Origin of the sequence: Pseudomonas sp. fls2-241-R2A-110 (assembly GCF_030209165.1) — a bacterium.
In the GTDB taxonomy this organism is placed as follows: Bacteria; Pseudomonadota; Gammaproteobacteria; order Pseudomonadales; family Pseudomonadaceae; genus Aquipseudomonas.
In genome coordinates this window covers 24,315-46,051 of record NZ_JARVSN010000021.1, presented here as the reverse complement: position 1 = coordinate 46,051, position 21,737 = coordinate 24,315, and the positions used below count along the sequence as shown (strand labels likewise).

Here is a 21,737-nt window from a genome sequence, read left to right as displayed (position 1 = left end):
CGCCAGGCGGGCACTGGCGGCGGAATAGAAAGATCGGAAAGCCTATTAACGTTTCTTGGCTCGGTCGTAAACAGCGCTGCGTTCACGCTTACCCACTGCCACCACGGAAACGACCACACGTTCATCAATAACTTCGTACACCAAACTGTACCCCGATGAGCGCAATTTTATTTTGTAGCAGTCAGGCATTCCATGTAGTGAGTCTGACGGTACTCGCGGGAGCTGAAGTCGCTCAGCCAGTTTCTTCTTGAATTGATCGCGCAACGTATGACCTAGTTTGTCCCACTCCTTGCGTGCGGACGGCAGGAACTCAAGCTTATAGGTCATCCAGGTTTACCGGCACCGGTGTCTCATGCCTGCGAGAGCGAACAATTTCCGCCAGTTCAAGATCATCGAGTCGCTCCATCATGCACTCGAAAACATCGGCCGGAACCATGTAGCCTATGACGCGATTGTGATTTAGCACCGCCACAGGCCCTCCATGGGCGCCGTTTAGTACCGCGGATGGATTTTTCTTCAACTCAGACACGCTGACAGCGATGTCGGCCAGAACATTTTGCATAATTAAGACCTCAATTCAGGTCTAAATTCTGGTCCATTCACGTTTCATGAGCAACCTAGAAAAAACTCTAAAATTGGATTTTTCCTCAGTTTTTTTTACCGCCCACCAGTTTTTTTACATTTCGCCATTTTTCCCCGGATTTTTTTACACCCCCCGCCCCTTCCTCAACATCACATCCAGTTGATCCACCACCTCCGCCCAATCCGCGTCATCGAGAATCTCGTCCCGCAAAAAATCCGCCTGACTCTGGGTCCAGAAAAACGCGTCCGCCAGATGCAGTTCCGGTTTGAGCGGTGAATGGATGGCGATGAATTGGTCGATGCTGACCGGGTCGTTGTCCAGGCCGAGTTGTTTGAACAGGGATGGAAGAGTGTGGGTTGGGGATTCCATGGTTCGCTCCTCTTTATGGCAAATGATGGATGACTGCTTTGCAGTCAATCGCGAGCAGGCTCACTCCCACAGTTGATCACGTTTCCCTGTGGGAGCGAGCCTGCTCGCGATGACGGTATCACTGATGCCGCAAAACTCATTGGCTCAACTCACGCACCTCGGCATGCGGCACCATTTTCAGGAACTGCGGCATGTCCATGTGCAGCAGATTGGTGTGGTTGCCGGCTTCCAGGTAAATGTCTTTCTGGCGGGTCAACAACGGGTCGATGACCACATCAAGTCCATAGGACTCGCCCAGGGCTGGCACAGCGCCGCGTTCACAATCATCAAACAGATGCGGCAGATTGCTTTCCCGGGAGACCTGCCATTCGCCACTGCTGCGCACTTTGCTCAGGTCCAGGTGACGACTGGCTGGCAGCACCGCCATCAAGAAATGCCCGTGTTGATCGTCGAGGATCACCGACTTGGCCACCCGTTCGGCAGGAATGCCCGCCAGCCGTGCGGTTTCAAGGCTGCTGGCCGAGTGAGGGTGGGAAACGATGTCATATTCGCAGTGCGCCTTGTCCAGGCTGTTCTGCACGGTTCTTGCCATACGCATGATGCACCTCGGTGTCCGCAACAACGTTTGGCGGACAATGATTAACCCTTTTACACCCTTAAAAGTTTAGGCCCGCCGGGGCTATCCGGTGGGAAATCTGCTCGTCGGCAGACGTCTAAATTTGATCAAAAATCGTACAACCAACCGCTCAGCTAGACTGTATACAGAACACCCTGACTCTCCCGGAGGGTCACGTGAACACTCGTTGCTGTTTCGTTGCGTTGCTGCTGGCCTTGAGCGGATCGGTTTTCGCCGCCGACACCGTCGTGCTGCTGGTTCCCAACCCCATCGGGATCTGGCTGATCACGTTCGGCATTGCGTTTCTGATCGCCGAAGCAGCCTTGCCCAATTACGGCGTGATCGGTCTGGGCGGCATCGCGATGTTCGTGATTGGCGCAATCATTCTGACCAACACCGAGGTGCCTGTGCCGTTGATGATCGGCCTGGGATTGATCAGTGCGCTGCTGCTGATTTACCTGCTGATCCGCGCTCTGAAAACCCGGCCGCGCCACGCCGTCACTGGCGATGCCGAGCTGCTGGGCTGCGTGACCGCGGTCACATCGCTGCAGGCCGACAGCGCCTGCAACGGCTGGGTGCACCTGCAAGGAGAACAGTGGCAAGTATTCAGCGCCACCCCGCTGCAACCCGGGCAAAAGGTCCGGGTGGTGGGCCGCAAGGGATTACTGCTGCAAGTGGCCGCGGCTGACGCGGCGCCGGGTGGAGAATAACCATGGGCCTGCAATTGGGTTTTGCCGCGCTGCTGTTACTGGTGATCGCGCTGGCGGGATCGACCTTTCGCATCCTGCGCGAATACGAGCGCGGGGTGGTGTTCCAGCTTGGGCGCTTCTGGCAGGTCAAAGGCCCTGGTCTGATTCTGTTGATTCCTGTCGTCCAGCAAATGGTCCGGGTCGACCTGCGCACTATCGTGCTCGACGTACCGCCACAAGACGTGATCACCCGCGACAACGTTTCGGTCAAGGTCAACGCCGTGCTGTATTTCCGCGTGCTCGACCCACAGAAAGCCATCATCCAGGTCGAAGACTTCCTCATGGCCACCAGCCAACTGGCGCAAACCACGTTGCGCGCCGTGCTCGGTAAACATGAACTCGATGAACTGCTGGCCGAGCGCGAACGCCTGAACATCGACATCCAGCAAGTGCTCGACGCTCAGACCGATGCCTGGGGCATCAAGGTCGCGAACGTCGAGATCAAGCACGTGGACCTCAACGAATCGATGATCCGCGCCATCGCCAAACAGGCCGAGGCCGAACGGGAACGCCGGGCCAAGGTGATTCACGCCGAAGGTGAATTGCAGGCCTCGGAAAAACTCATGCAGGCGGCAGAAATGCTCGGCCGTCAGCCCGGGGCGATGCAGTTGCGTTACATGCAGACGCTGAGTTCGATCGCCGGGGACAAGAGTTCGACCATTGTCTTTCCGCTGCCGATCGAGCTGCTCAAGGGGATGGCGGATTTGTCGGGCAAATCCTGACTTTCTGCGCGAACACCAACGTCCGGTAGCTGCGTCGGAGATTTCCTTCAAGTTGTAGCGGTGTTGGTGAAGTTGTTACCGCCCAAAGCCAGGTCTACTCTGGCCTTGTCACTGAATAAACGGTGACAGGGACGTGCAAGTCCGACGAAACTGTTTAGGTCGCAATTGCCCTATCTCTCAATGAGTTTTTACAGGCTCACTGCTTTATGGCGGCTGCGCGCAGGAGATCCTCGGATCTGCTGGGTGTCCTAAACAGTCCCGGTCTTGCACACCTGCGCACGGCCGCCACCCCATTCGCGTGCAAGCGAACGGTGACGGCTCCAACTTACTGTTTAGGGTGTTTTATATGATCAAAATAACTCCGAATCCGCCAGCTGACCCTGGCACCGATTCCGACAATTCCCTCGAAGCCGAAAAACTCAAGGAAGCCGCCGACCGCGCTTTCGCTCACTACTTCCCCCCGACCACCGAAAAACCAGCCAAGCGCCGCAAAGGGCATCTCTTCACTGTCTCTGCCGACATCGACACCGAATCCCTACTGGCCAACGCTTCCGAAGACCTGCTGTCGATCAGCGCCATTGCGGCCGATCTGGCGGACGATGTCGACGGCACGCGGCGCTCGGTGGCCCTGGCGCTTAGCCGCATGGCTGATGGCGTGCAGTTGCTTGTCGAACGAGCGCTGGATCATTGGGAGGCGTTGCAAATGGAGAAGGCTCAAACCAAGGTTTAGCCGGACAGATTGTTGGTGAGTTGAAGATCGCCATCGCGGGCAAGCCCGCGATGGCTTCAGTACAGTCGATACATGGCTTGGCAACTGCCGCACTCTCATTCAAGCGCGAGCAGGCCGCTCGACTCATCGTTTCGGCAGCACCGCGCATTCGCCGAGCCAAGTCAGCAAGCGTTCGAGGCACGCTTCAACCGATAGCACGCCGGTGTCGAGCACCAAGGCAGCCGACGGCGGTGTTTCATAGGGCGCCGATACGCCGGTAAATCCCGCCAGATCACCACGACGTGCCCGGGCATAGTGCCCTTTGGGATCGCGCTGCTCGCACACCGCCAACGAAGCGCTACACCACACTTCGCGGTAGTCCTCGCCCAGACGCCTGGCGAACACTTCACGCAGTTCAACGAGCGGCGCGATCATGGCGAGGATGACGACTTGCCCGTTCTCTACCAACAGCGCCGCCACTTCACTGGCCCGGCGAATGTTCTCCAGACGATCGCTGTCGGTAAAACCCAGGTCGCGATTGAGCCCCACCCGCAGCCCGTCGCCATCGAGCACCAGGCTCTGCACGCCGCGCTCGAACAGTTCGGCGTGCAACGCCTGCGCCAGCGTTGACTTGCCCGCCGCCGGCAAACCGGTCAGCAAAATCGCTGTACCGTGATGACCATTACGCACCTCACGCTGCTCGCGGCTGATGCTCGCCATCGGCGCGCGCAGATTATTGGACGGGGGCATGGGTCACCGGCACGGTGATATCGCCCGACGCCCATGCCGCCTCGCGGTTGGCCAACGCGGTGGCGATGGACTGGACTTCGGTGGATTGGACCTCGTCCGGCATCGGATCGAGGCCGGCACTGGCGAAAATCTGACCGTAGGCGTTACGCAGATCGGCATAGGACAGGTCACGGCGCAAATCCGCCTGCAACGTATTCAGTTCGCCCTGAATCAGGTCCAGCTCACCGAGGCTCGCCGCCTGATGACGGTTTCGCAACTGCCCGAGAATCTGCCCGTCGATGCTCGACAATTCCTGGTTGGTCTGGAACTGATGCAGCGCCTCCTGATAATTGGCGTTGGCCACGTAGAGCTGGGCCAGCACGGCGATGGACATGGCCTGACGGCGCGCCTTGGCGACTTCTTCGCCTGCCTTGGCCACGTTGATCGCGGCCGGTGCGGAGATCACGTTGAACAGGTTCCAGGTCAGCTTGACGCCGTAGTCGGCCCACTTGTCATTGACCAGAAACGAGTTGCTGTCGTAATGCCCGCCCGCCGAAAACTCCAGCCCCGGCAACAATCGCAGCATGGCTTTACGGGTTTCGGCGGTGCTGATGCGGGTTTGGTAATCCTGCTCGCGCAGCTCCGGACGGCTGGCCAGGGCTTCGTGTTCCAAGCTGGCCATACCGACCTTCAATTGCGGTATCGAGTAATCATCCGGAGTCGCCAGTTTCAGATCGGTGCCCATCGGCAGATTGATCAGGGTCGCCAGTTCGGTTTTGGCCAACGACAAGGCCCGGCGCTGTTCCTGCAACTGACGGGTCGCCTCGATCAACGAGCGCTGATAACCCAGCGCCTGGACCGGATCGCCGATGCGTTGGGTGCTCATGCTTTGGCTGTTGCTGCGCGCCGTATCGACCCGGGCCATCAGGCTGTCGATCTGCGTGAGCAGACGCTCGGCGGCCACCGCTCGCCAATAGGCCGAGCGCACATCCTGGACGATGGTGTTGATCACCTTGCGCCGGCGTTCCTGCACGATCAGTCGCTGGTCGCCCTGCTGCTTGGCGCTGATGTAACTGACGCCGAAGTCGAGGACGTTCCACACCATGGTCAGGTCGGCCACTCGGCGGTCACGGTCCTGGGATGTCGAAGGTTCCAGGGATTGGGTGCCGGTGAGCACGCTCTGGCTGCTGGAGGCACCCTGGTTGTTGCGCCCGACATAGCCGGCGTCGAGAGCCATGCGCGGCAGCATGTCGAAGCTGGCGAGGTCGAGTTGGCGCTTGGCCAACGCTTCTTCCATGATCTTGAGCCGGCCTTCGAGGTTGTATTTCACCGCACGGGCCATGGCCTGGTGCAAGGTCAGGGGGCCATTGAGGGGCTCTTGACCGGTGTACATGGTTTGCATATCGCTTTTGGCACGTTGCTCACTGACGCTACGTTCAATCGGCTCACTTTTGACCGCACATCCGCTGACCGCCAGCGCCAGCAAGCTGGCGCCGAACAACTTCTGACTTCTATTCATCCTTGACTGCCCCTGGATTGCGCATTGTTTTTAAGATTATTCAGGCCTGCATTTCGCTGATGCCGACCTGTTTCAACGCCGCCGCCAAGCGGTCGACCTGCCGTTGCTCGGTGTCTGTGAGCTGTTGCAGTTGCTGGTTCAGGGTCAACGCGCCAAACACGCCGCGCAGCCCTTGGGAAGCATCCCCGCCCTTGATCGAATGATTGCCAAAGCTGTTCAGCGAATCCCGTTCGCTGGCGGTGTCCTGATTGAACAGACTCGACAAGGTGCTGGTGCTGAACACCCCGCCATCGCCGCCGCCAAAACCGAGGAAACCGTGGCCCGTGCCATCGCCACCGCTCTCGCTGCTGCTGAATACCTGTGCAATGAAGCTTGGCGACAGCGCGCCGTGATTCATGAAAATGTCGCCCAGCGGCCGGATGCCGTTGCCGATCACCCGGTCTTCGAACAACGGCGCAAACGTCAGCGGCGAGGCCAGCGCGCCGGTTGGCGCGGCGAAGATCACCGGTTGCAGTGGCACTTGCGGCTGGTCGAGTACGGCCACCGGTTGCGAGATGCGGAACTCCGGATCCGGCGCCACCACCACAACCGTCGTCGACGGTGCCGACACGGTGTTGATCGCGTAGCCGTTCGATTGGCTGGTGCCGCTGCCGGCGTTACCCGAACCGTCCGTGACGCCCGCGACGTTCAGGCTGATCGCGTTATTGGCGTTGCTGACGTTGCCGGTCGGCGTCAGCAGCGCGGTCCAGGTTTTGCCACCGTCGTTGCTCGACAGGTTGGACAAAGTGCCGTTGGCCACGCTGACGTCGGACAGGTCGAAACCGCTCACCGCTTCATTGAAGGTGAAGGTCACCAGTGACGTCTGGCCCACACCCAGGTTCGGGTTGGCCACGACGACTGTGGCCGTCGGCCGCTCGCCGTCGATCACGTAGTTGTTGGACACCGCCACGCCATCGCCGGCGTTGCCCGCCAGATCACTGACGTTGCTGGTGTCCAGGGCAATGAAGTTGCTCGGGTCGCTGATGTTGGCGGTCGGGGTGAATGTAGCGGTCCAGGTCTTGCCACCGTCGCTGCTGGCCAGGTTGGTCAGCTCGCCATTGGTGACGCTGAGGTCCGACAGGTCGAAATTGTTCACCACTTCGCTGAAGGTGATCGTCACCAGCGTGGTCTGGCCCATGCCCAGGTTCGGGTTGGCGACCACGATGGTGGCGGTCGGGCGGGTGGCGTCGAGGGCGTAGTTGTTGGAGATCGCGATCCCGGCGCCGGCGTTGCCTGCAGCGTCCGCCACGTTGCTGCTGTCGAGCAGGATCAGGTTGGTGGTGTCGTTGATATTGGCCGTCGGGGTCAGGGTCGCCGTCCAGGTTTTGCCGCCGTCACTGCTGAGCAGGTTGGACAGGTTGCCATTGGCGACGCTGAGGTCCGACAGGTCGAAACCGGATACCGCTTCGGTAAAGGTAATCGTGACCGTGGTCGTCTCGCCGATGCCCAAGCGGTTGTCCGCCACGACGATGGTCGCGGTCGGCCGCGCCGTGTCGATGGCATAGTTGTTGGAATCGGTCACGCCCACGCCGCTGTTGCCCGAACCGTTGACCACGCCGGTGTTGTCCAGAGTAATCAGGTTGGTCGCGTCGGTGATGGCGCTGGTCGGCGTAAACGTCGCTGTCCAGGTGATGCCGCCGTCGCTGCTGCTCACCCCCGTCAACGTACCGTTGGCGATGGTCAGGTCGGCGTTGGTGAAACCGCTGACAGCTTCGCTGAAGGTGATGGTCACCCCGGAGGTTTCACCGGCCTTCAGGGCGTTGTCGGCGATCACAATGGTCGCGGTCGGCACGCTGGTTTCCACCACGTAGTTGGCGGAATCGGTGGTGCCTGCGCCCGCGTTGCCGGCCACATCCGCGACGCCGGCGTTGTTCAGGGTGATGACGTTTGTTGCGTCGGTCACACCGAGGGTCGGCGTGAAATTCGCGGTCCAGGTGATGCCGCCGTCGCTGCTGCTCACCGCACTCAACGTACCATTGGCAATCGTCAGGTCGCTGTTGTCGAAACCGCTGACTGCCTCACTGAAGGTGATGGTCACCAGAGAGGTTTCGCCCGGTTTCAGAGTGGTATCGCTCAACACGATGGTGGCAGTGGGGCGTTGACTGTCGATGGCGTAATTGTTGGAATCGGTGGTGCCCGAGCCAGCGTTGCCGGCCAGGTCGACGATCCCGGTGTTGTTCAGGGTGATCAGGTTGGTCGCATCGTTGACGCTCGCGGTCGGGGTGAAAGTCCCGGTCCAGGTCACGCCGCCGTCGCTGCTGCTGACGGCGGTCAATGTGCCGTTGGCGATGGTCAGGTCGGCGTTGGTGAAACCGCTCACCGCCTCGCTGAACGTGATGGTCACCAGTGAAGTTTGACCCAAAGCCAGGGTTGGGTCGGCCACGACGATGGTCGCGGTTGGGCGCTGGGTGTCGATGGCAAAGTTGTTGGAGTCTGTGGTGCCGCTACCGGCGTTGCCCGAGGCGTTTTGCACGCCGCTGTTGTCCAGGGTGATCAGGTTGGTGGCGTCGGTGATGCTGGTGGTCGGCGTGAAGGTCGCCGTCCAGGTGATGCCGCCGTCGCTGCTGCTCACTCCGGTGAGCGTACCGTTGGCGATGGTCAGGTCGGCGTTGGTGAAACCGGTCACGGCCTCGGAGAACGTAATGGTCACGAGGGACGTTTCACCAATGTTCAGCGCGTTGTCGGCAACCACGATAGTGGCGGTCGGCAGCACGGTGTCAATGGTGAAGTTCGCCGAGTTGGTGGTGCCGCTGCCCGCGTTGCCGGCATTGTCGGCCACGCCGGTGTTGTTCAGGGTGATGAGGTTGCTGGTGTCCCTGACGCCGACCGTCGGCGTGAAGGTCGCAGTCCAGGTGATACCGCCATCACTGCTGCTGACCGCGCTCAATGTCCCATTCGGCACACTCAAATCACTGTTGTCGAACCCGGTCACCGCTTCACTGAAGGTGATGGTCACCAGCGAGGTTTCCCCCGCGCTCAGCGTGCTGTCGGCCACCACGATGGTAGCGGTCGGGCGCAGGCTATCGATCACATAATTGTTGGAGTCGGTGGTGCCCGAGCCAGCGTTGCCGGCCAGGTCGACGATCCCGGTGTTGTTCAGGGTGATCAGGTTGGTCGCGTCGTTGACGCTCGCGGTCGGGGTGAAAGTCCCGGTCCAGGTCACGCCGCCGTCGCTGCTGCTGACGGCGGTCAATGTGCCGTTGGCGATGGTCAGGTCGGCGTTGGTGAAACCGCTCACCGCCTCGCTGAACGTGATGGTCACCAGTGAAGTTTGACCCAATGCCAGGCTTGGGTCGGCCACGACGATGGTCGCGGTTGGGCGCTGGGTGTCGATGGCAAAGTTGTTGGAGTCGGTGGAGCCGCTACCGGCGTTGCCCGAGGCGTTTTGCACGCCGCTATTGTCCAGGGTGATCAGGTTGGTGGCGTCGGTGATGCTTGTGGTCGGCGTGAAGGTCGCCGTCCAGGTGATGCCGCCATCGCTGCTGCTCACTCCGGTGAGCGTACCGTTGGCGATGGTCAGGTCGGCGTTGGTGAAACCGGTCACGGCCTCGGAGAACGTAATGGTCACGAGGGACGTTTCACCGATGCTCAGCGCATTGTCGGCGACCACGATAGTGACGGTCGGCAGCACGGTGTCAATGGTGAAGTTGGCCGAGTTGGTGGTGCCGCTGCCGGCGTTGCCGGCAATGTCGGCCACGCCGGTGTTGTTCAGGGTGATGAGGTTGCTGGTGTCCCTGACGCCGACCGTCGGCGTGAAGGTCGCGGTCCAGGTAATACCGCCATCACTGCTGCTGACCGCGCTCAATGTCCCATTCGGCACACTCAAATCACTGTTGTCGAACCCGGTCACCGCTTCGCTGAAGGTGATGGTCACCAGCGAGGTTTCCCCCGCGCTCAGCGTGCTGTCGGCCACCACGATGGTGGCGGTCGGGCGCAGGCTGTCGATCACATAATTGTTGGAATCGGTGGTACCCGAGCCAGCGTTGCCGGCCAGGTCCGCGATCCCGGTGTTGTTCAGGGTGATCAGGTTGGTCGCGTCGTTGATGCTCGCGGTCGGGGTGAAAGTCCCGGTCCAGGTCACGCCGCCGTCACTGCTGCTGACGGCGGTCAATGTGCCGTTGGCGATGGTCAGGTCGGCGTTGGTGAAACCGCTCACCGCTTCGCTGAAGGTGATGGTCACCAGTGAAGTTTGACCCAATGCCAGGCTTGGGTCGGCCACCACGATGGTCGCGGTTGGGCGCTGGGTGTCGATGGCAAAGTTGTTGGAGTCGGTGGAGCCGCTACCGGCGTTGCCCGAGGCGTTTTGCACGCCGCTGTTGTCCAGGGTGATCAGGTTGGTGGCGTCGGTGATGGCGCTGGTCGGCGTAAAGGTCGCTGTCCAGGTGATGCCGCCGTCGCTGCTGCTCACTCCGGTGAGCGTACCGTTGGCGATGGTCAGGTCGGCGTTGGTGAAACCGGTCACGGCCTCGGAGAACGTAATGGTCACGAGGGACGTTTCACCGATGTTCAGCGCATTGTCGGCGACCACAATGGTGGCCGTCGGCAGCACGGTGTCGATCGCGTAGTTGCCGGAATTGGTGGTACCGCTGCCCGCGTTTCCGGACAGATCAGCGACACCAGCATTGGCCAGGGTGATGACGTTGGTCGAATCATTCACGCCAACCGTCGGCGTGAAGGTCGCAGTCCAGGTGATGCCGCCATCGCTGCTGCTCACGGCGGTCAACGTGCCGTTCGCAATGGTCAAATCCGCGCTGGTGAAACCGCTGACCGCTTCGCTGAAGGTGATGGTCACCAGCGAAGTTTCCCCCGCGCTCAGCGTGCTGTCGGCCACCACAATAGTGGCGGTGGGGCGCACGGTATCGATGACGTAGTTGTTGGAGTCGATGGTGCCGCTCCCGGCATTGCCCGCCAGGTCGGTGACCCCGGTGTTGTCCAGGGTGATCAGGTTGGTCGTGTCGTTGATGCTCGCGGTCGGCGTGAAGGTCGCCGTCCAGGTAATGCCGCCGTCGCTGCTGCTCACTGCGGTGAGCGTACCGTTGGCGATGGTCAGGTCGGCGTTGGTGAAACCGGTCACCGCTTCGCTGAAGGTAATGGTCACCAACGATGTTTCGCCGATGATCAGCGCATTGTCGGCCACCACGATGGTCGCCGTCGGGCGCACAGTGTCGATGGCGTAGTTGTTCGAGTTGGTCGAACCGGCCCCGGCATTGCCTGACAGATCCTGCACGCCCGTGTTGTCCAGGGTGATCAGGTTGGTCGTGTCAGTGATGCTGGTGGTCGGCGTGAAGGTTGCCGTCCAGGTGATCCCGCCATCGCTGCTGCTCACGGCCGTAAGTGTGCCGTTGGCGATGGTCAGGTCGGCGTTGGTGAAACCGGTGACGGCCTCGCTGAAGGTGAAGGTCACCAAGGAGGTTTCGCCGATTTTCAGCGCGGTGTCCGCCACCACGATGGTTGCCGTCGGGCGCACGGTATCGATGACGTAGTTGTTCGAGTTGGTCGAACCGGCCCCGGCATTGCCGGACAGATCCTGCACACCCGTGTTGTCCAGGGTGATCAGGTTGGTGGTGTCACTGATGCTCGCACTCGGGGTCAGCGTTGCGGTCCAGGTAATACCGCCGTCGGCGCTGCTGAGCCCGGTGACCGAACCGTTGGCTACCGTCAGGTCCGCCGTGGTGAAGCCGCTCACCGCTTCACTGAAGGTAATGGTCACCAGCGAGGTTTCGCCAATGCTCAACGCGGTGTCGGCCACGACGATGGTCGCGGTCGGGCGCACGGTGTCGATGGCGTAGTTGTTGGAATCGGTGGTGCCTGAGCCGGCATTGCCAGCCGTGTCGCTGATTCCGGTGTTGGCCAGGGTGATCAGGTTGGTCGCATCAGTGATGCTGGCGGTTGGTGTGAAGGTCGCGGTCCAGGTGATGCCGCCATCGCTGCTGTTCACGGCCGTGAGGGTGCCGTTGGCAATGGTCAGGTCTGCATTGGTGAAACCGGTCACGGCCTCGCTGAACGTGAAGGTCACCAGCGAGGTTTCGCCGATTTTCAGCGCGGTGTCCGCCAACAAAATGGTCGCCGTCGGGCGTTGGGTGTCGATGGCATAGTTGTTCGAGTTGGCCACGCCGACTCCGGCGTTGCCGGACAGGTCCTGCACACCGGTCTTGTCCAGGGTGATCAGGTTGGTGCTGTCGGTCAGGCTGGCGGTCGGGGTGAAGGTCGCCGTCCAGGTGATGCCACCGTCGCTGCTGCTCACCGCTGTCAGAGTGCCGTTGGCGATGGTCAGATCGGCGTTGGTGAAACCGGACACGGCTTCGCTGAAGGTGATCGTCACCAGCGATGTTTCACCGATGTTCAGCGCGTTGTCCGCCACCACGATGGTCGCCGTCGGCGCCACGGTGTCGTGGATCACGTAGTTGTTGGAGGTCCCGGAACCGGTGCCGACGTTACCCGCCAAATCCTGCACGCCCGTGGTGTTTAGGGTGATGGCATTGGTCGGTGCGTTGATATTGCCCGCCGCCGTCAGGGTTGCGGTCCAGGTGACGCCGCCGTCGCCGCTGCTGAGCCCGCTGACCGAGCCGTTGGCCACGGTCAGGTCGGCCGTGGTGAAGCCGGTCACGGCTTCACTGAAGGTGATGGTCACCAGCGACGTGCCGCCGGAGTTCAGGTTTGTGGTGCCGACCACGATGCTCGACACGGTCGGCGGGGTCACGTCCGGTGCGTAGTTGGTATTGACCGTACCGCCGTCATTGAAAATGTTGCTCACAGCAGCCGGGGAGGCGCCTGTGCTGCCGCCGCCCATGGCGGGTCCACCCGAACCGCTCCCGCCGGCATTGCCAGCCATTGCGCTGAAGTTGGCTGCCGTCATCAGCAGGGTGCCTTTATTCCAGATCGCGCCAACGCCTTTGCCGCCCGCACCACCAGGGTCGGCAGAACCGCCGAGGCCACCGCCACCACCACCGCCACCGCCAGCCGCGACGTTGTTGGAGATAACGGACGTACCGACAACCGTCAGGGTGCCGCTCGAGGCGTTGTAGATACCGCCAGACGCCGAAGCGCCGGCCCGACCGGGCTTGTCCCAACCGGAGCCACCGCCACCACCTCCGATGGAAACCGTGCCGTTGCTCGCTGTGCCAGCGTTGCCGCCGCTACTGTAGTTGGCAGCGCCAGCACCTCCCGCACCGCCAGTGGTCCCACCACCTCGGCCGCCCATGTAGTTAGGGTTGTACCCCCCGCCATTGCCGCCATGACCGGCCGAGCCACTTGTACCGCCATAAACGCCAGTGCCGAACCCCGAAGTGCCGCCATGACCACCGAGTTGACCACCCAGCGCGCCGCCACCACCTCCGCCGCCGCCTACCGCACCGCCGACATAAGGTGAGGTCACACCACCGCCGCCACCGCCGCCCGAGGCCGCGTTATCGGTCACGGTAACGTTTTTAAGCGTCAGGTTGCCGGAGTTGAAAATACCGCCACCCATTGCCGCTGTGCCGTCCGTCCCCGCCGCCGCGCCTGCACCGGCCACCATGCCTTGCTTGATGATCAGGCCGTCAAACGTCGCGGTGACGCCGGAGTTCACCTGCACCACGCGGGTTTTGTACTGGCCGTTAAGGGTGACATCGGCAACGCCGTCGTTATTCAGGTCACCATCAAGGGTTACGTTCTTGGTGATGGTCAGCTGCGAGTTCAGCCCGACAATCATGCTGCTGTTGAAGGTAACTGTGTCACCGGCCACGGCATCGGACAGGGCCTGGCGCAAAGAGCCCACGCCGGAGTCGCCGTTATTGAGCACGGTCAGCGTCGCCAGGCTGTACTGGTAGCCGGCCATGGAGGTGGATGACAACACGCTACGGCTTTCGATACTGCCGGTCGCGATTTCCAGGTCCCAGTCGCCGCCCACACCGGTCCGGTTGGTGGACGCGGCTATATCGCGGCCGGTGAGTTGCGCCAGGGAATCGACAAAACTGACGCCACGTTCCCCGGCGCCGGTATTACAGGCGTAGATCAGGATGTCGCCACCGACGTTCATGTCCTTGCCGATCTGGGCCAGCACGTCGCTGCGAGCGGCGACGTTGTCGGCCGACAGGTAGCTGTTGCCCAACCACAGGTCGCCGGCATTGCCGTGGGCGATGATCTGCACCGAACTGACCCCCTGATGAGTGTCCAGGTAAGCGGCAATCTGCAGCAAGCCGTCCTTGGTGGCGTCCAGCGTCACCACTTGGGTGCCTGGTGCCACGCCTTTGAGCAGGCTGTCGGTATCTTTGATTCGCGAATCAACGAACACCACGCTTTGGCCGGGCACGGCCGTAGGTGTTGCCGCCGATGCGGGGGTCGCGGCGGAGGCGTTGTCCGCCTGGCCATGGGTGTCTTTGCTGGCAGCCGGGTGATCGGCCGTCGGCGCCTTGGCAGCATCAGCCGTGGGGTGGCTGTCGGGCTGGGCGGCGTCGGCCACCGTGGCCGCGACCGCGCCGTCGAACAGCATGCGCGGTTCCAGGGACATGATCATCGGCGATGCCAGCGCGCGCGCGCCCTGGGCCTTTTGCGATTTGCCGTTGCTCCACCACATGCTGCTCACCCGAACTCGAACTTTTATGACAGCCAGAAAAAAAGCCGCGATCAATTAATTGATCGCGGCCTCGGATTTCATACGAATGACATTGGCAGCGCTGGAGGACCCATCGTGCCAAAAGGACAGTTCTGCATATTTGTCGAACAGGTCCGGCGGCAGGATCGTGCGCCGTGATTCCAGCGCCACTTGGCGCTTGACCCGATGCAACCCCGAAACACCCAGTGCCTGGTCAAACTCCGGCGCGTCGTAGACGAGGTTGTTGAAGTCATGCTCGAACCACGGCTCGCCGATAAATTCGTACACCAGCCGCAACACCCGCTCCGGCGCCTGGCTGAGCAGGTCGTAATCGACAATCAGCAACGAGTCGGCGTTTTCACCGTAATAAGCTTCTTTGAGCGCCGTCCAGGCAAAACCCACCAGACGATTGCGCTGGGCCAGGGTTTCACAACGGCTGTAGACGGTATTGCGCTCGATTTCGTCGTTGAACAGCTTGGTGTTCTCGAACGGGTTGGCGCGATAAAGGCGCTCGAGGCTGTCCATCACCCAGGCGACGTTGCGCACGCAGGCAATGGTTTTGGCCTTGGGAAACAGATCCTGCAACGCCGGCAAACGCGAGCACCACTGACGATTGGTATCGAAAATGACGGGTTTGTCGGCCTGATCGGCATAGTAGGAGTCGAACAACCCGCGCAACAGACGCCGACGCAACGGCGTGTCGATCACTGCACCAAACTCGCTGCCGGCGCTGCATTGTTCGAGGACACTGGTGAAGAGCGTGCCAACGGGGCTGGTCATGCCGGCGTGAAAACGCGGGTTCTGCAACAGGATTGCCGACAGCAGGGTCGAACCCGACCGTGGCAAGCCTGATATGAAATGGAACTGTTGCATCCGTTCACCTGCACATAAGTCCTTTACGTATGAAGCAGCGTAGACGAAGAATGGCCTTACGAGTAGTGGTGTTTTGATATCAAATCGAAGCTAAATCCTTTAAAAATGTGATTTTTGTTTCTGACTCAATGCATCACGAACAAGCGCGCATTGGCGCCTCCCGCCTGGGTTTTGCTAACGCCCTGCCACCCTGCTGGCAATGGCGCAAATTCGTCCGGCCCCTCGGCGGTTCCGATCAACCATACGCGGCTGGTGCCTTTGGGCAGGCTGCCGAGGCTGTCGAGATAAACGTCCTGGGTGACCAGCGTGCCGAAACCATAGGCATTCGGCCGGCTCGAAGTGCCATTGGGCAATGGGGGCGTATATAGCAACGGCTTGGTGTCGGTGCGGTTGTAATAGACATAGCTGAGGTACCAGAGCATGTCGCTGGTGACGATCCGGTCCCCGGCAACGAAGTGCTGGTTGACATAGTCGACCATGACACTGATTTGGTCGTTGGTATCCACCGTGGCGTTGTTTTTCACTCCAACCAGTTCGAGACCGACAAACAGCATTAGCGCCATCAGGGCAATCACCCGAAAGCCCGAATACAGGCGATCAATGGCCAGTGCCGCGATCATCGGCAGGCCGAGGGCGTACGCGGTGACGTAACGCTCGATGAACACCGGCGAAATAAATGACACCCCAAACACCAGCAGCAGCGGTACAACGCTATAGATCGCCACCAACGCACTGCCACGAAAAACACTGCGGTCGCGGGTCAGTGCGACCCACATCAAGCCCAGCAATGCCAGGGGCATGGCGATAAATAGCGGCGTCGGAAGGTTTCCGCCATCGTCCTGGACCAGGAACGACCAGATCATCGAAGGCAAGGAGCTGACGGTGACAGGATCTTCCCACCCGACATCGCCATTGGCTTTGAGTTGATCCATGTGCTGGATCAGATCGATCAGGCTCGGCACCCACGGCAGGTACAACAGCACGATGGCCCCGTTCGCCAGCCACCAGCCGGGGCGTTGAATGTGCCGCAATCGATAGCCTGGCTGTACACGGATCACCCCCAGGTACAGCCAGTGGCAAAGTACGCACAGGGCAGTGAAGTAATGGGTGTAGAACGCGGCCGTCATCAGCAGGGCGTAGGCGACCAGATAACGCGTGCGCCGGGGGTATCTGATCCAGTAAACCAAGGCAATCGTCGCGCCGATCAGCCACAGGCCCAGCAGCGAGTACATCCGCACTTCCTGGCTGTAACGCACCGCCGTGGGCAGCAGCGCCATAAGGAGACCGGTCAGCAGCGCGGCACGCCGAGTGGCGAGCAGGTCCATCAGCCATACGCCGAGCCATACCGTGGCGATCCCGGGTAACGCGCTGAGACATCGGATCGAGAAAATGCCGTCGCCGAACAATTCAATCCAGCCGTGCAGGAGCATGAAATACAGCGGCGGGTGCACATCATGGGCGGCGTGCTGCCAGATCCCGCTCAACGAATATTGGCTCAACAGCAGACTGGAACCTTCGTCGCCCCAAATAGCCGCCGCCGTCAGGTCGTAGAAACGCACTGCCGTGGCCAACACCAGGATCGGTAACAGCCAATGCTCGCGTACCCACCGCAGCAAACGCTGAACCCGCGCCCAGGGGCGGGGTGCAGCATGCGGGCCCTGGGTGCCATCAACCGGCGTTTCTCTGCGTACTTCCATTGCTCCCCTCAAGTTTGCCACTGCCAAAAAATGGATAGTGCGCTCACTGTAGGGCAGCGACAGTACCGTCGTCGATGCTGGCTATACGACCAACGACATTCGGCAATCAGGCGGATCAACTACGCTGTGGCGCGGCGTGCCCCGGCCACGGAAATTTCTGGAGCCTGGGCTGCACAGAATTTGTCGAAGGTGTTTGCTCGCTGGAATTGCTGGAGCTGAGATGTTTCTACCGTCCGCCGCCACTGAATCGGTATCGGCCATCGTTTGTTCTTAGAAACCGCTTTCCCTGACCCCCAGTGCCGCCATGCGTCGCCAGGCAACGCCCAGTAATGATTCGCCGCGCCCCTGCAACACCACCACGCCGCGCAAGGGTTGCATCGGCGTCGGCACCTCTTCGAGGGTGCTCAACCTTGCTCCGTATTGTCCCTGCACCGGTTCGGCCCGTTGATGCGGATCGCGGCGCACCGCGATCGGCCCGTGATGATCGGACGTCAGCGCCTCCTGATCGACATAAGCCGCGCCATTGGTGTCGATTTCGGTCAATTTTACGGCAATCGCCGGGTGCATCGGGTCATCGGCAATGAACCGTCCGGTGGCGCCCGGGGCAACCCGCCACAGTTCGGCTTCAGCCAGATAACCACGCAACCGCGCACCGTCTTCGACGACACGCGCCAAGGGGTCCTTGGTCGACAACCAGCGACCGACCGCCAGTTGCGGCAACAGATCGCGCACGGTGCCGGTGTGCGGGGCGCGTAACAGCAGACGTTCACGCTGGGCAGCCAATCCGCGATATTCAGCCACGGCCTCTGCCAGACGTTGCTCGACAATACCGGCATCGGCAGCGGTTTCGCTGCGACTGGCCTGACGGCGCATCTGCAATTGCTGGATCCGGATTTCGCGACGGACGATGGCCTGACGCGAATCCAGGTCCGGCGATTCCAGTTCGATCAGCACCTCGTCCTGCGCAACCACCTGACCGTCGTACACATTCACCGTTTTGACCCGTGACGCGACCGGCGCGTGCAGCGCACTGGCGCGTCCGGCCTCAAGCATCGTCGGCAGCTCCACGGCGCTGCGCCACGGCAATCCCAGCGTCAGGACCAGCCCAAGCAACACCAGACCGCTGAGCAGAACTCGTGGGGCATAGGCTTGTTCCCTTCGGCTCCACCATTGCCGCCACTCGCTCAAAATGGGCAAGAAGATGAACCACACCAGCTCCACCAGCATCAGGAAAATCCCCAACACTTTGAAGAACAGGTGATAGACCGCCAGGGCGATCCCGAAAAATAAAGCCGCACGCCAAAGCCACGAGCCATAGCCCCAAATCAGCAACCGGCGCTGCATCTTCGGCGACCAAGGCTCCGGTGCCGCCGCACCATAACCAAACAAAAACTCACGCAACCGCCAACGGCACAGGGCAAACGCTCGCCCTTGGAGGTTATCCACCTCCCAGAAGTCGCTGAGCAAAAAATAACCATCAAAACGCATGAATGGATTGAGATTGATCACCAGCGTGGTGATCCAGGTGGCACTGGCGAGCATGAACGCCGCCGTGCGTCCGGGCCCCTCGGGCAGCAGTGACCAGACGAGGAGCGCGATGCAGGCCAGCAGCAGTTCCGCCAGCACACCGCCGGCGCCGATCAGCAGCCGCGCGCGGCGATCATTGACCCGCCATGCATCGCTGACGTCGGTGTAAAACATCGGCAGCAAGACCATGAACGCCACGCCCATGCTCTGCACGCGACAGCCCGCGCGCTTGGCCATGAAGGCGTGACCGAACTCATGACAGAGCTTGGCAAAGAACAGCGCCACGCCGAACGCCAGCGCGCCGCCGAGGCTGAACAAATGCGGGAAGGTGGCGATAAAACGTTGCCAGTCCCGGGACACCAGAAATACCCCGAGCCCCAGGGTGACCGGGAATCCGTAGCGCAGCGCTCGCGGACCGAAGCGCTCAAGCCACGGCCAGGCACGGTTGAGAAAAGCGTCCGGGCGCCACAGAGGAATGCGAAAAAACAGGTATTGGTGCAACAACACCTGCCACAACGTCTGGCGCTGGGCGGCGGCTTTGAGGCTGTAACTGGCGCGCTGTTGCGGATCGAGCGCGCTGATCAGATCGTGGCTGCGCAAAAAGCCCAGCAACTGCTCCAGCTCCGCGCCATCGAGTGGCAAGCCGGGTTCTCGGTTGGCGGCACGCAGCACTTGTTCCGGGTCGCCCAGGGACCAATGACGCAGCAAACGCATCGCCGCCGCGCCGAGCTTGAAATAGCGGCCGCGCACCGGGTCGGCCAAGGTCCAACGCGGCGAGCCATCAAGGGCCGGAGCAGCGGGCGTCAGCTGCAAGTCGGCGCGCAGGTTCGGCAGGCTCATCTAAAGGCCCACACTCTGGCGCAACCCGGCCAGCGGTCGACGTAACAGGTACAACGCCAACGGTGCACGGTCGCCGAAGATTTTGGCGGTTCCGCGCAGGCCGATACGCGGCGGCGCCCCCGCAAAATTCGCATCCAGACGATAAGCCAGTTGCCCGGCTGCCGTGGGTTGCGCCTCATAGGCCGACCGTTCAAGTGTTGCCAAATGCCGGTGCAGCGGATCGCTGTCGAGAAACAGCGCGACCTGCGCGCCGGGCGCCAGGGCAATGGCATCGCCCACCGCCAGCTCGATACGCAACTCGGCCTGATTCGGGTCGGCAATTTCCATCAGCCGCTCGCCGGTCTGCACCGGTTTGCCGGTCCAGCGCTCCGCGTCGGCGAACACCGCGATACCGTCTCGCTCGGCGCGCACCTCGCTGCGTTTGAGCAGTTCGCGGGCGTAGTCCCGTTCGGCGCGTTTTTGCTCGACTCGCGCGGCCAGCAGATCGATCTTCGAACTTGATTCAGCATCGGCGAACGAGCGTTGGGAATTGGCCTTGAGTTCTGCTTCCGCAACGCCCAAGGCGCGCTCAGCCACATCGGCTTGAGCCTTGAGCGTAGTGCTTTCAAAGCGCAGCAACAGCTCGCCGGTTTTTACCGTCTGATTGGGCTTGACCAGGAACTCGGTGATCACCCCGTCCAGCGGCGCAGCCACCACGCGACCGCCCAACGGAACCACTTCAGCGGGCGCCAGCACCGATTGGCGCACCGGGATCAGCAACGCGAGCAACAACAGGGCAAGCAACGCCACCTGGCGTTTTCGGGTCCAGCGCAGTCGCCACGGCTTGCGCGGTTGCAGCGCCAGCCAGGCATGGCTGTAGGTGTCGCCCAATTGCGACAGCAACACTTGCTCGGAAGGATTCCACTGCAGATCCCGCGCCAGCCACAGGCCACCGAACACCTCACCTTCGTGATCGATCAGCGGCAGCCAGAACACATGGGCCGCCGAAAGACTTTGCCAATCAGCCTGGATCGATTCACTGAGCACATTCGCCGGGATCACCCGGGCCTGTTTCAGCAGATCGGCCTTGAACAACTGAGCGACGGCCTGTTCGACGAACGCCACGAACGGCGCATTCGGCTCCACTGTGCTGACGCCCGTCACTGCTTGCACCTTGCCAGCGATCAACAGTGCCGCATGGCGAAAACCGAACAACGCCTGCCCGTCATTGACCAGGCTGTAGGCCAGTTGCGAAGGCGCGCGCGCCGCGCGGGTGAGGCGTTCAAGATCAAGAAACCTGGCGAAGACCTGTTCGGCGCCGCCGGCAACCGGCGCGTTCATTTAAGCTCCGCGAATCGCGCCGTGCCGCTCATGCCCGCCAGCAAACCGTTGGCATTGGGAAGCGTCGCGACCAGCAGCAAGGTCTGGCTGCCTTCATCAATCCGCGCACCGAGACGCTTGACCGTGGCATCCAGCGGCTGACCGGTTTCATCGGGAACAAAACTGAAGGTCTGGCCGGGTTTGAGTCGGGCCATCCAGCGCGACGGCACCAGCAAATGAATTTCCAGGGTGCGGTTGTCGACCACGTCCAGTAAGGGGGCACCAGCGGCAACACTTTCATAGCGCTTGACCTTGCGCTCGACCACTTGCCCATCGAACGGCGCCAACACGCTGCAGCGTTTGACCTGAACCTGATAAACCTGGGATTGCGCCTGGGTCTCGCCGACCTTGGCCTCGGCCCGCGCCACTTCAAAACGCCCGACCGAATTCAACGCCGCGAGCTGTTTGTTGTGCGCCAGCTCTTCACCCGCGCCACGGTTGGCCGCTTGAGCGGCATTGAGCTGGGCCTGATACGCCGAGCAATCGAAACGCGCCAGCGTATCGCCTTTCTTGAACGACTCGCCCTCACTGAACGGCAACTCGACAATGCGCCCGGACAACTCACTGGCAAGCACCGCCTGATCCCTGGCTCGCAACACGCCGCGAGCCTCACTGCTGGCCGTCGTGCTGCTGCCAGTGGCACTGTTTTCCAACAACGGATCGTCTGGCACGGGCGTTTGCGCCTGAACTGCGCATGTAAACAAGGTCAATCCAATAACCCAACCACGAACACGCTGCATAACCGTATCTCCCTGACGGATGAGCGGAGTCTATGACAGGGTGGGTGTGCGTCAAGTGGATGGTTGTTATTGGTTGGAAATGTGATGTTTCAAA

Annotated in this window: 15 protein-coding genes; 3 read left to right on the top strand and 12 right to left on the bottom strand. The window is 61.3% G+C overall.

Features of this window, described 5'->3' with window-relative positions:
* Positions 1-45: 45 nt before the first annotated feature.
* From QRN31_RS17185 to QRN31_RS17170, 4 genes are all read right to left on the bottom strand, one after another.
* Complete coding sequence (locus QRN31_RS17185) at positions 46-327, bottom strand: type II toxin-antitoxin system RelE family toxin (protein WP_285433320.1); 282 nt, start codon at positions 325-327, stop codon at positions 46-48.
* Positions 317-562, bottom strand: coding sequence for a type II toxin-antitoxin system Phd/YefM family antitoxin (locus QRN31_RS17180; RefSeq protein ID WP_285433319.1), 246 nt, complete (start codon positions 560-562; stop codon positions 317-319). Before QRN31_RS17180 ends, QRN31_RS17185 begins: the two co-directional genes overlap by 11 nt.
* A gap of 144 nt (positions 563-706) precedes the next feature.
* Complete coding sequence (locus tag QRN31_RS17175) at positions 707-952, bottom strand: DUF2789 domain-containing protein (RefSeq protein WP_285433318.1); 246 nt, start codon at positions 950-952, stop codon at positions 707-709.
* A gap of 136 nt (positions 953-1,088) precedes the next feature.
* Positions 1,089-1,550 carry an aminoacyl-tRNA deacylase gene (locus QRN31_RS17170; RefSeq protein WP_285433317.1) on the bottom strand — a complete coding sequence of 154 codons (462 nt, stop codon included), beginning with the start codon at positions 1,548-1,550 and terminating at the stop codon, positions 1,089-1,091.
* A 194-nt stretch (positions 1,551-1,744) separates the two neighbouring features.
* Here QRN31_RS17170 and QRN31_RS17165 point away from each other — a divergent pair, with 194 nt between their 5' ends.
* The 3 genes from QRN31_RS17165 to QRN31_RS17155 all read left to right on the top strand — a co-directional run bounded on the left by QRN31_RS17165 (position 1,745) and on the right by QRN31_RS17155 (position 3,769).
* Positions 1,745-2,278: an NfeD family protein gene (locus QRN31_RS17165; protein ID WP_285433316.1), complete on the top strand. Its 534-nt coding sequence runs from the start codon at positions 1,745-1,747 to the stop codon at positions 2,276-2,278.
* A gap of 2 nt (positions 2,279-2,280) precedes the next feature.
* Entirely contained in the window at positions 2,281-3,039 is a 759-nt protein-coding gene (locus QRN31_RS17160) for a slipin family protein (protein WP_090177155.1), read from the top strand.
* 346 nt (positions 3,040-3,385) lie between these two features.
* Positions 3,386-3,769, top strand: coding sequence for a DUF6124 family protein (locus QRN31_RS17155; RefSeq protein WP_285433315.1), 384 nt, complete (start codon positions 3,386-3,388; stop codon positions 3,767-3,769).
* A gap of 123 nt (positions 3,770-3,892) precedes the next feature.
* Here QRN31_RS17155 and cysC read toward each other — a convergent pair whose 3' ends face one another.
* The 8 genes from cysC to QRN31_RS17115 all read right to left on the bottom strand — a co-directional run bounded on the left by cysC (position 3,893) and on the right by QRN31_RS17115 (position 21,643).
* Complete coding sequence (gene cysC / locus QRN31_RS17150; protein WP_285433314.1) at positions 3,893-4,498, bottom strand: adenylyl-sulfate kinase; 606 nt, start codon at positions 4,496-4,498, stop codon at positions 3,893-3,895.
* Positions 4,482-5,996, bottom strand: coding sequence for a TolC family protein (locus tag QRN31_RS17145; protein ID WP_285433313.1), 1,515 nt, complete (start codon positions 5,994-5,996; stop codon positions 4,482-4,484). The genes cysC and QRN31_RS17145 overlap by 17 nt, the downstream gene beginning before the upstream one ends.
* Positions 5,997-6,036: 40 nt before the next feature.
* Positions 6,037-14,589 carry an Ig-like domain-containing protein gene (locus QRN31_RS17140; protein ID WP_350310389.1) on the bottom strand — a complete coding sequence of 2,851 codons (8,553 nt, stop codon included), beginning with the start codon at positions 14,587-14,589 and terminating at the stop codon, positions 6,037-6,039.
* Positions 14,590-14,643: 54 nt separating this feature from the next.
* Positions 14,644-15,480, bottom strand: a complete 837-nt coding sequence (locus tag QRN31_RS17135) for a sulfotransferase family protein (RefSeq protein ID WP_285433312.1) — start codon at positions 15,478-15,480, stop codon at positions 14,644-14,646.
* A 125-nt stretch (positions 15,481-15,605) separates the two neighbouring features.
* Entirely contained in the window at positions 15,606-17,177 is a 1,572-nt protein-coding gene (locus QRN31_RS17130; RefSeq protein WP_285433311.1) for a glycosyltransferase family 39 protein, read from the bottom strand.
* A gap of 270 nt (positions 17,178-17,447) precedes the next feature.
* A complete protein-coding gene (locus QRN31_RS17125; protein WP_285433310.1) occupies positions 17,448-19,544 on the bottom strand; it encodes a site-2 protease family protein in 2,097 nt (698 codons plus the stop codon).
* Complete coding sequence (locus QRN31_RS17120; RefSeq protein WP_285433309.1) at positions 19,545-20,864, bottom strand: efflux RND transporter periplasmic adaptor subunit; 1,320 nt, start codon at positions 20,862-20,864, stop codon at positions 19,545-19,547.
* Positions 20,861-21,643, bottom strand: a complete 783-nt coding sequence (locus tag QRN31_RS17115) for an efflux RND transporter periplasmic adaptor subunit (protein ID WP_285433308.1) — start codon at positions 21,641-21,643, stop codon at positions 20,861-20,863. The genes QRN31_RS17120 and QRN31_RS17115 overlap by 4 nt, the downstream gene beginning before the upstream one ends.
* Positions 21,644-21,737 lie beyond the last annotated feature (94 nt).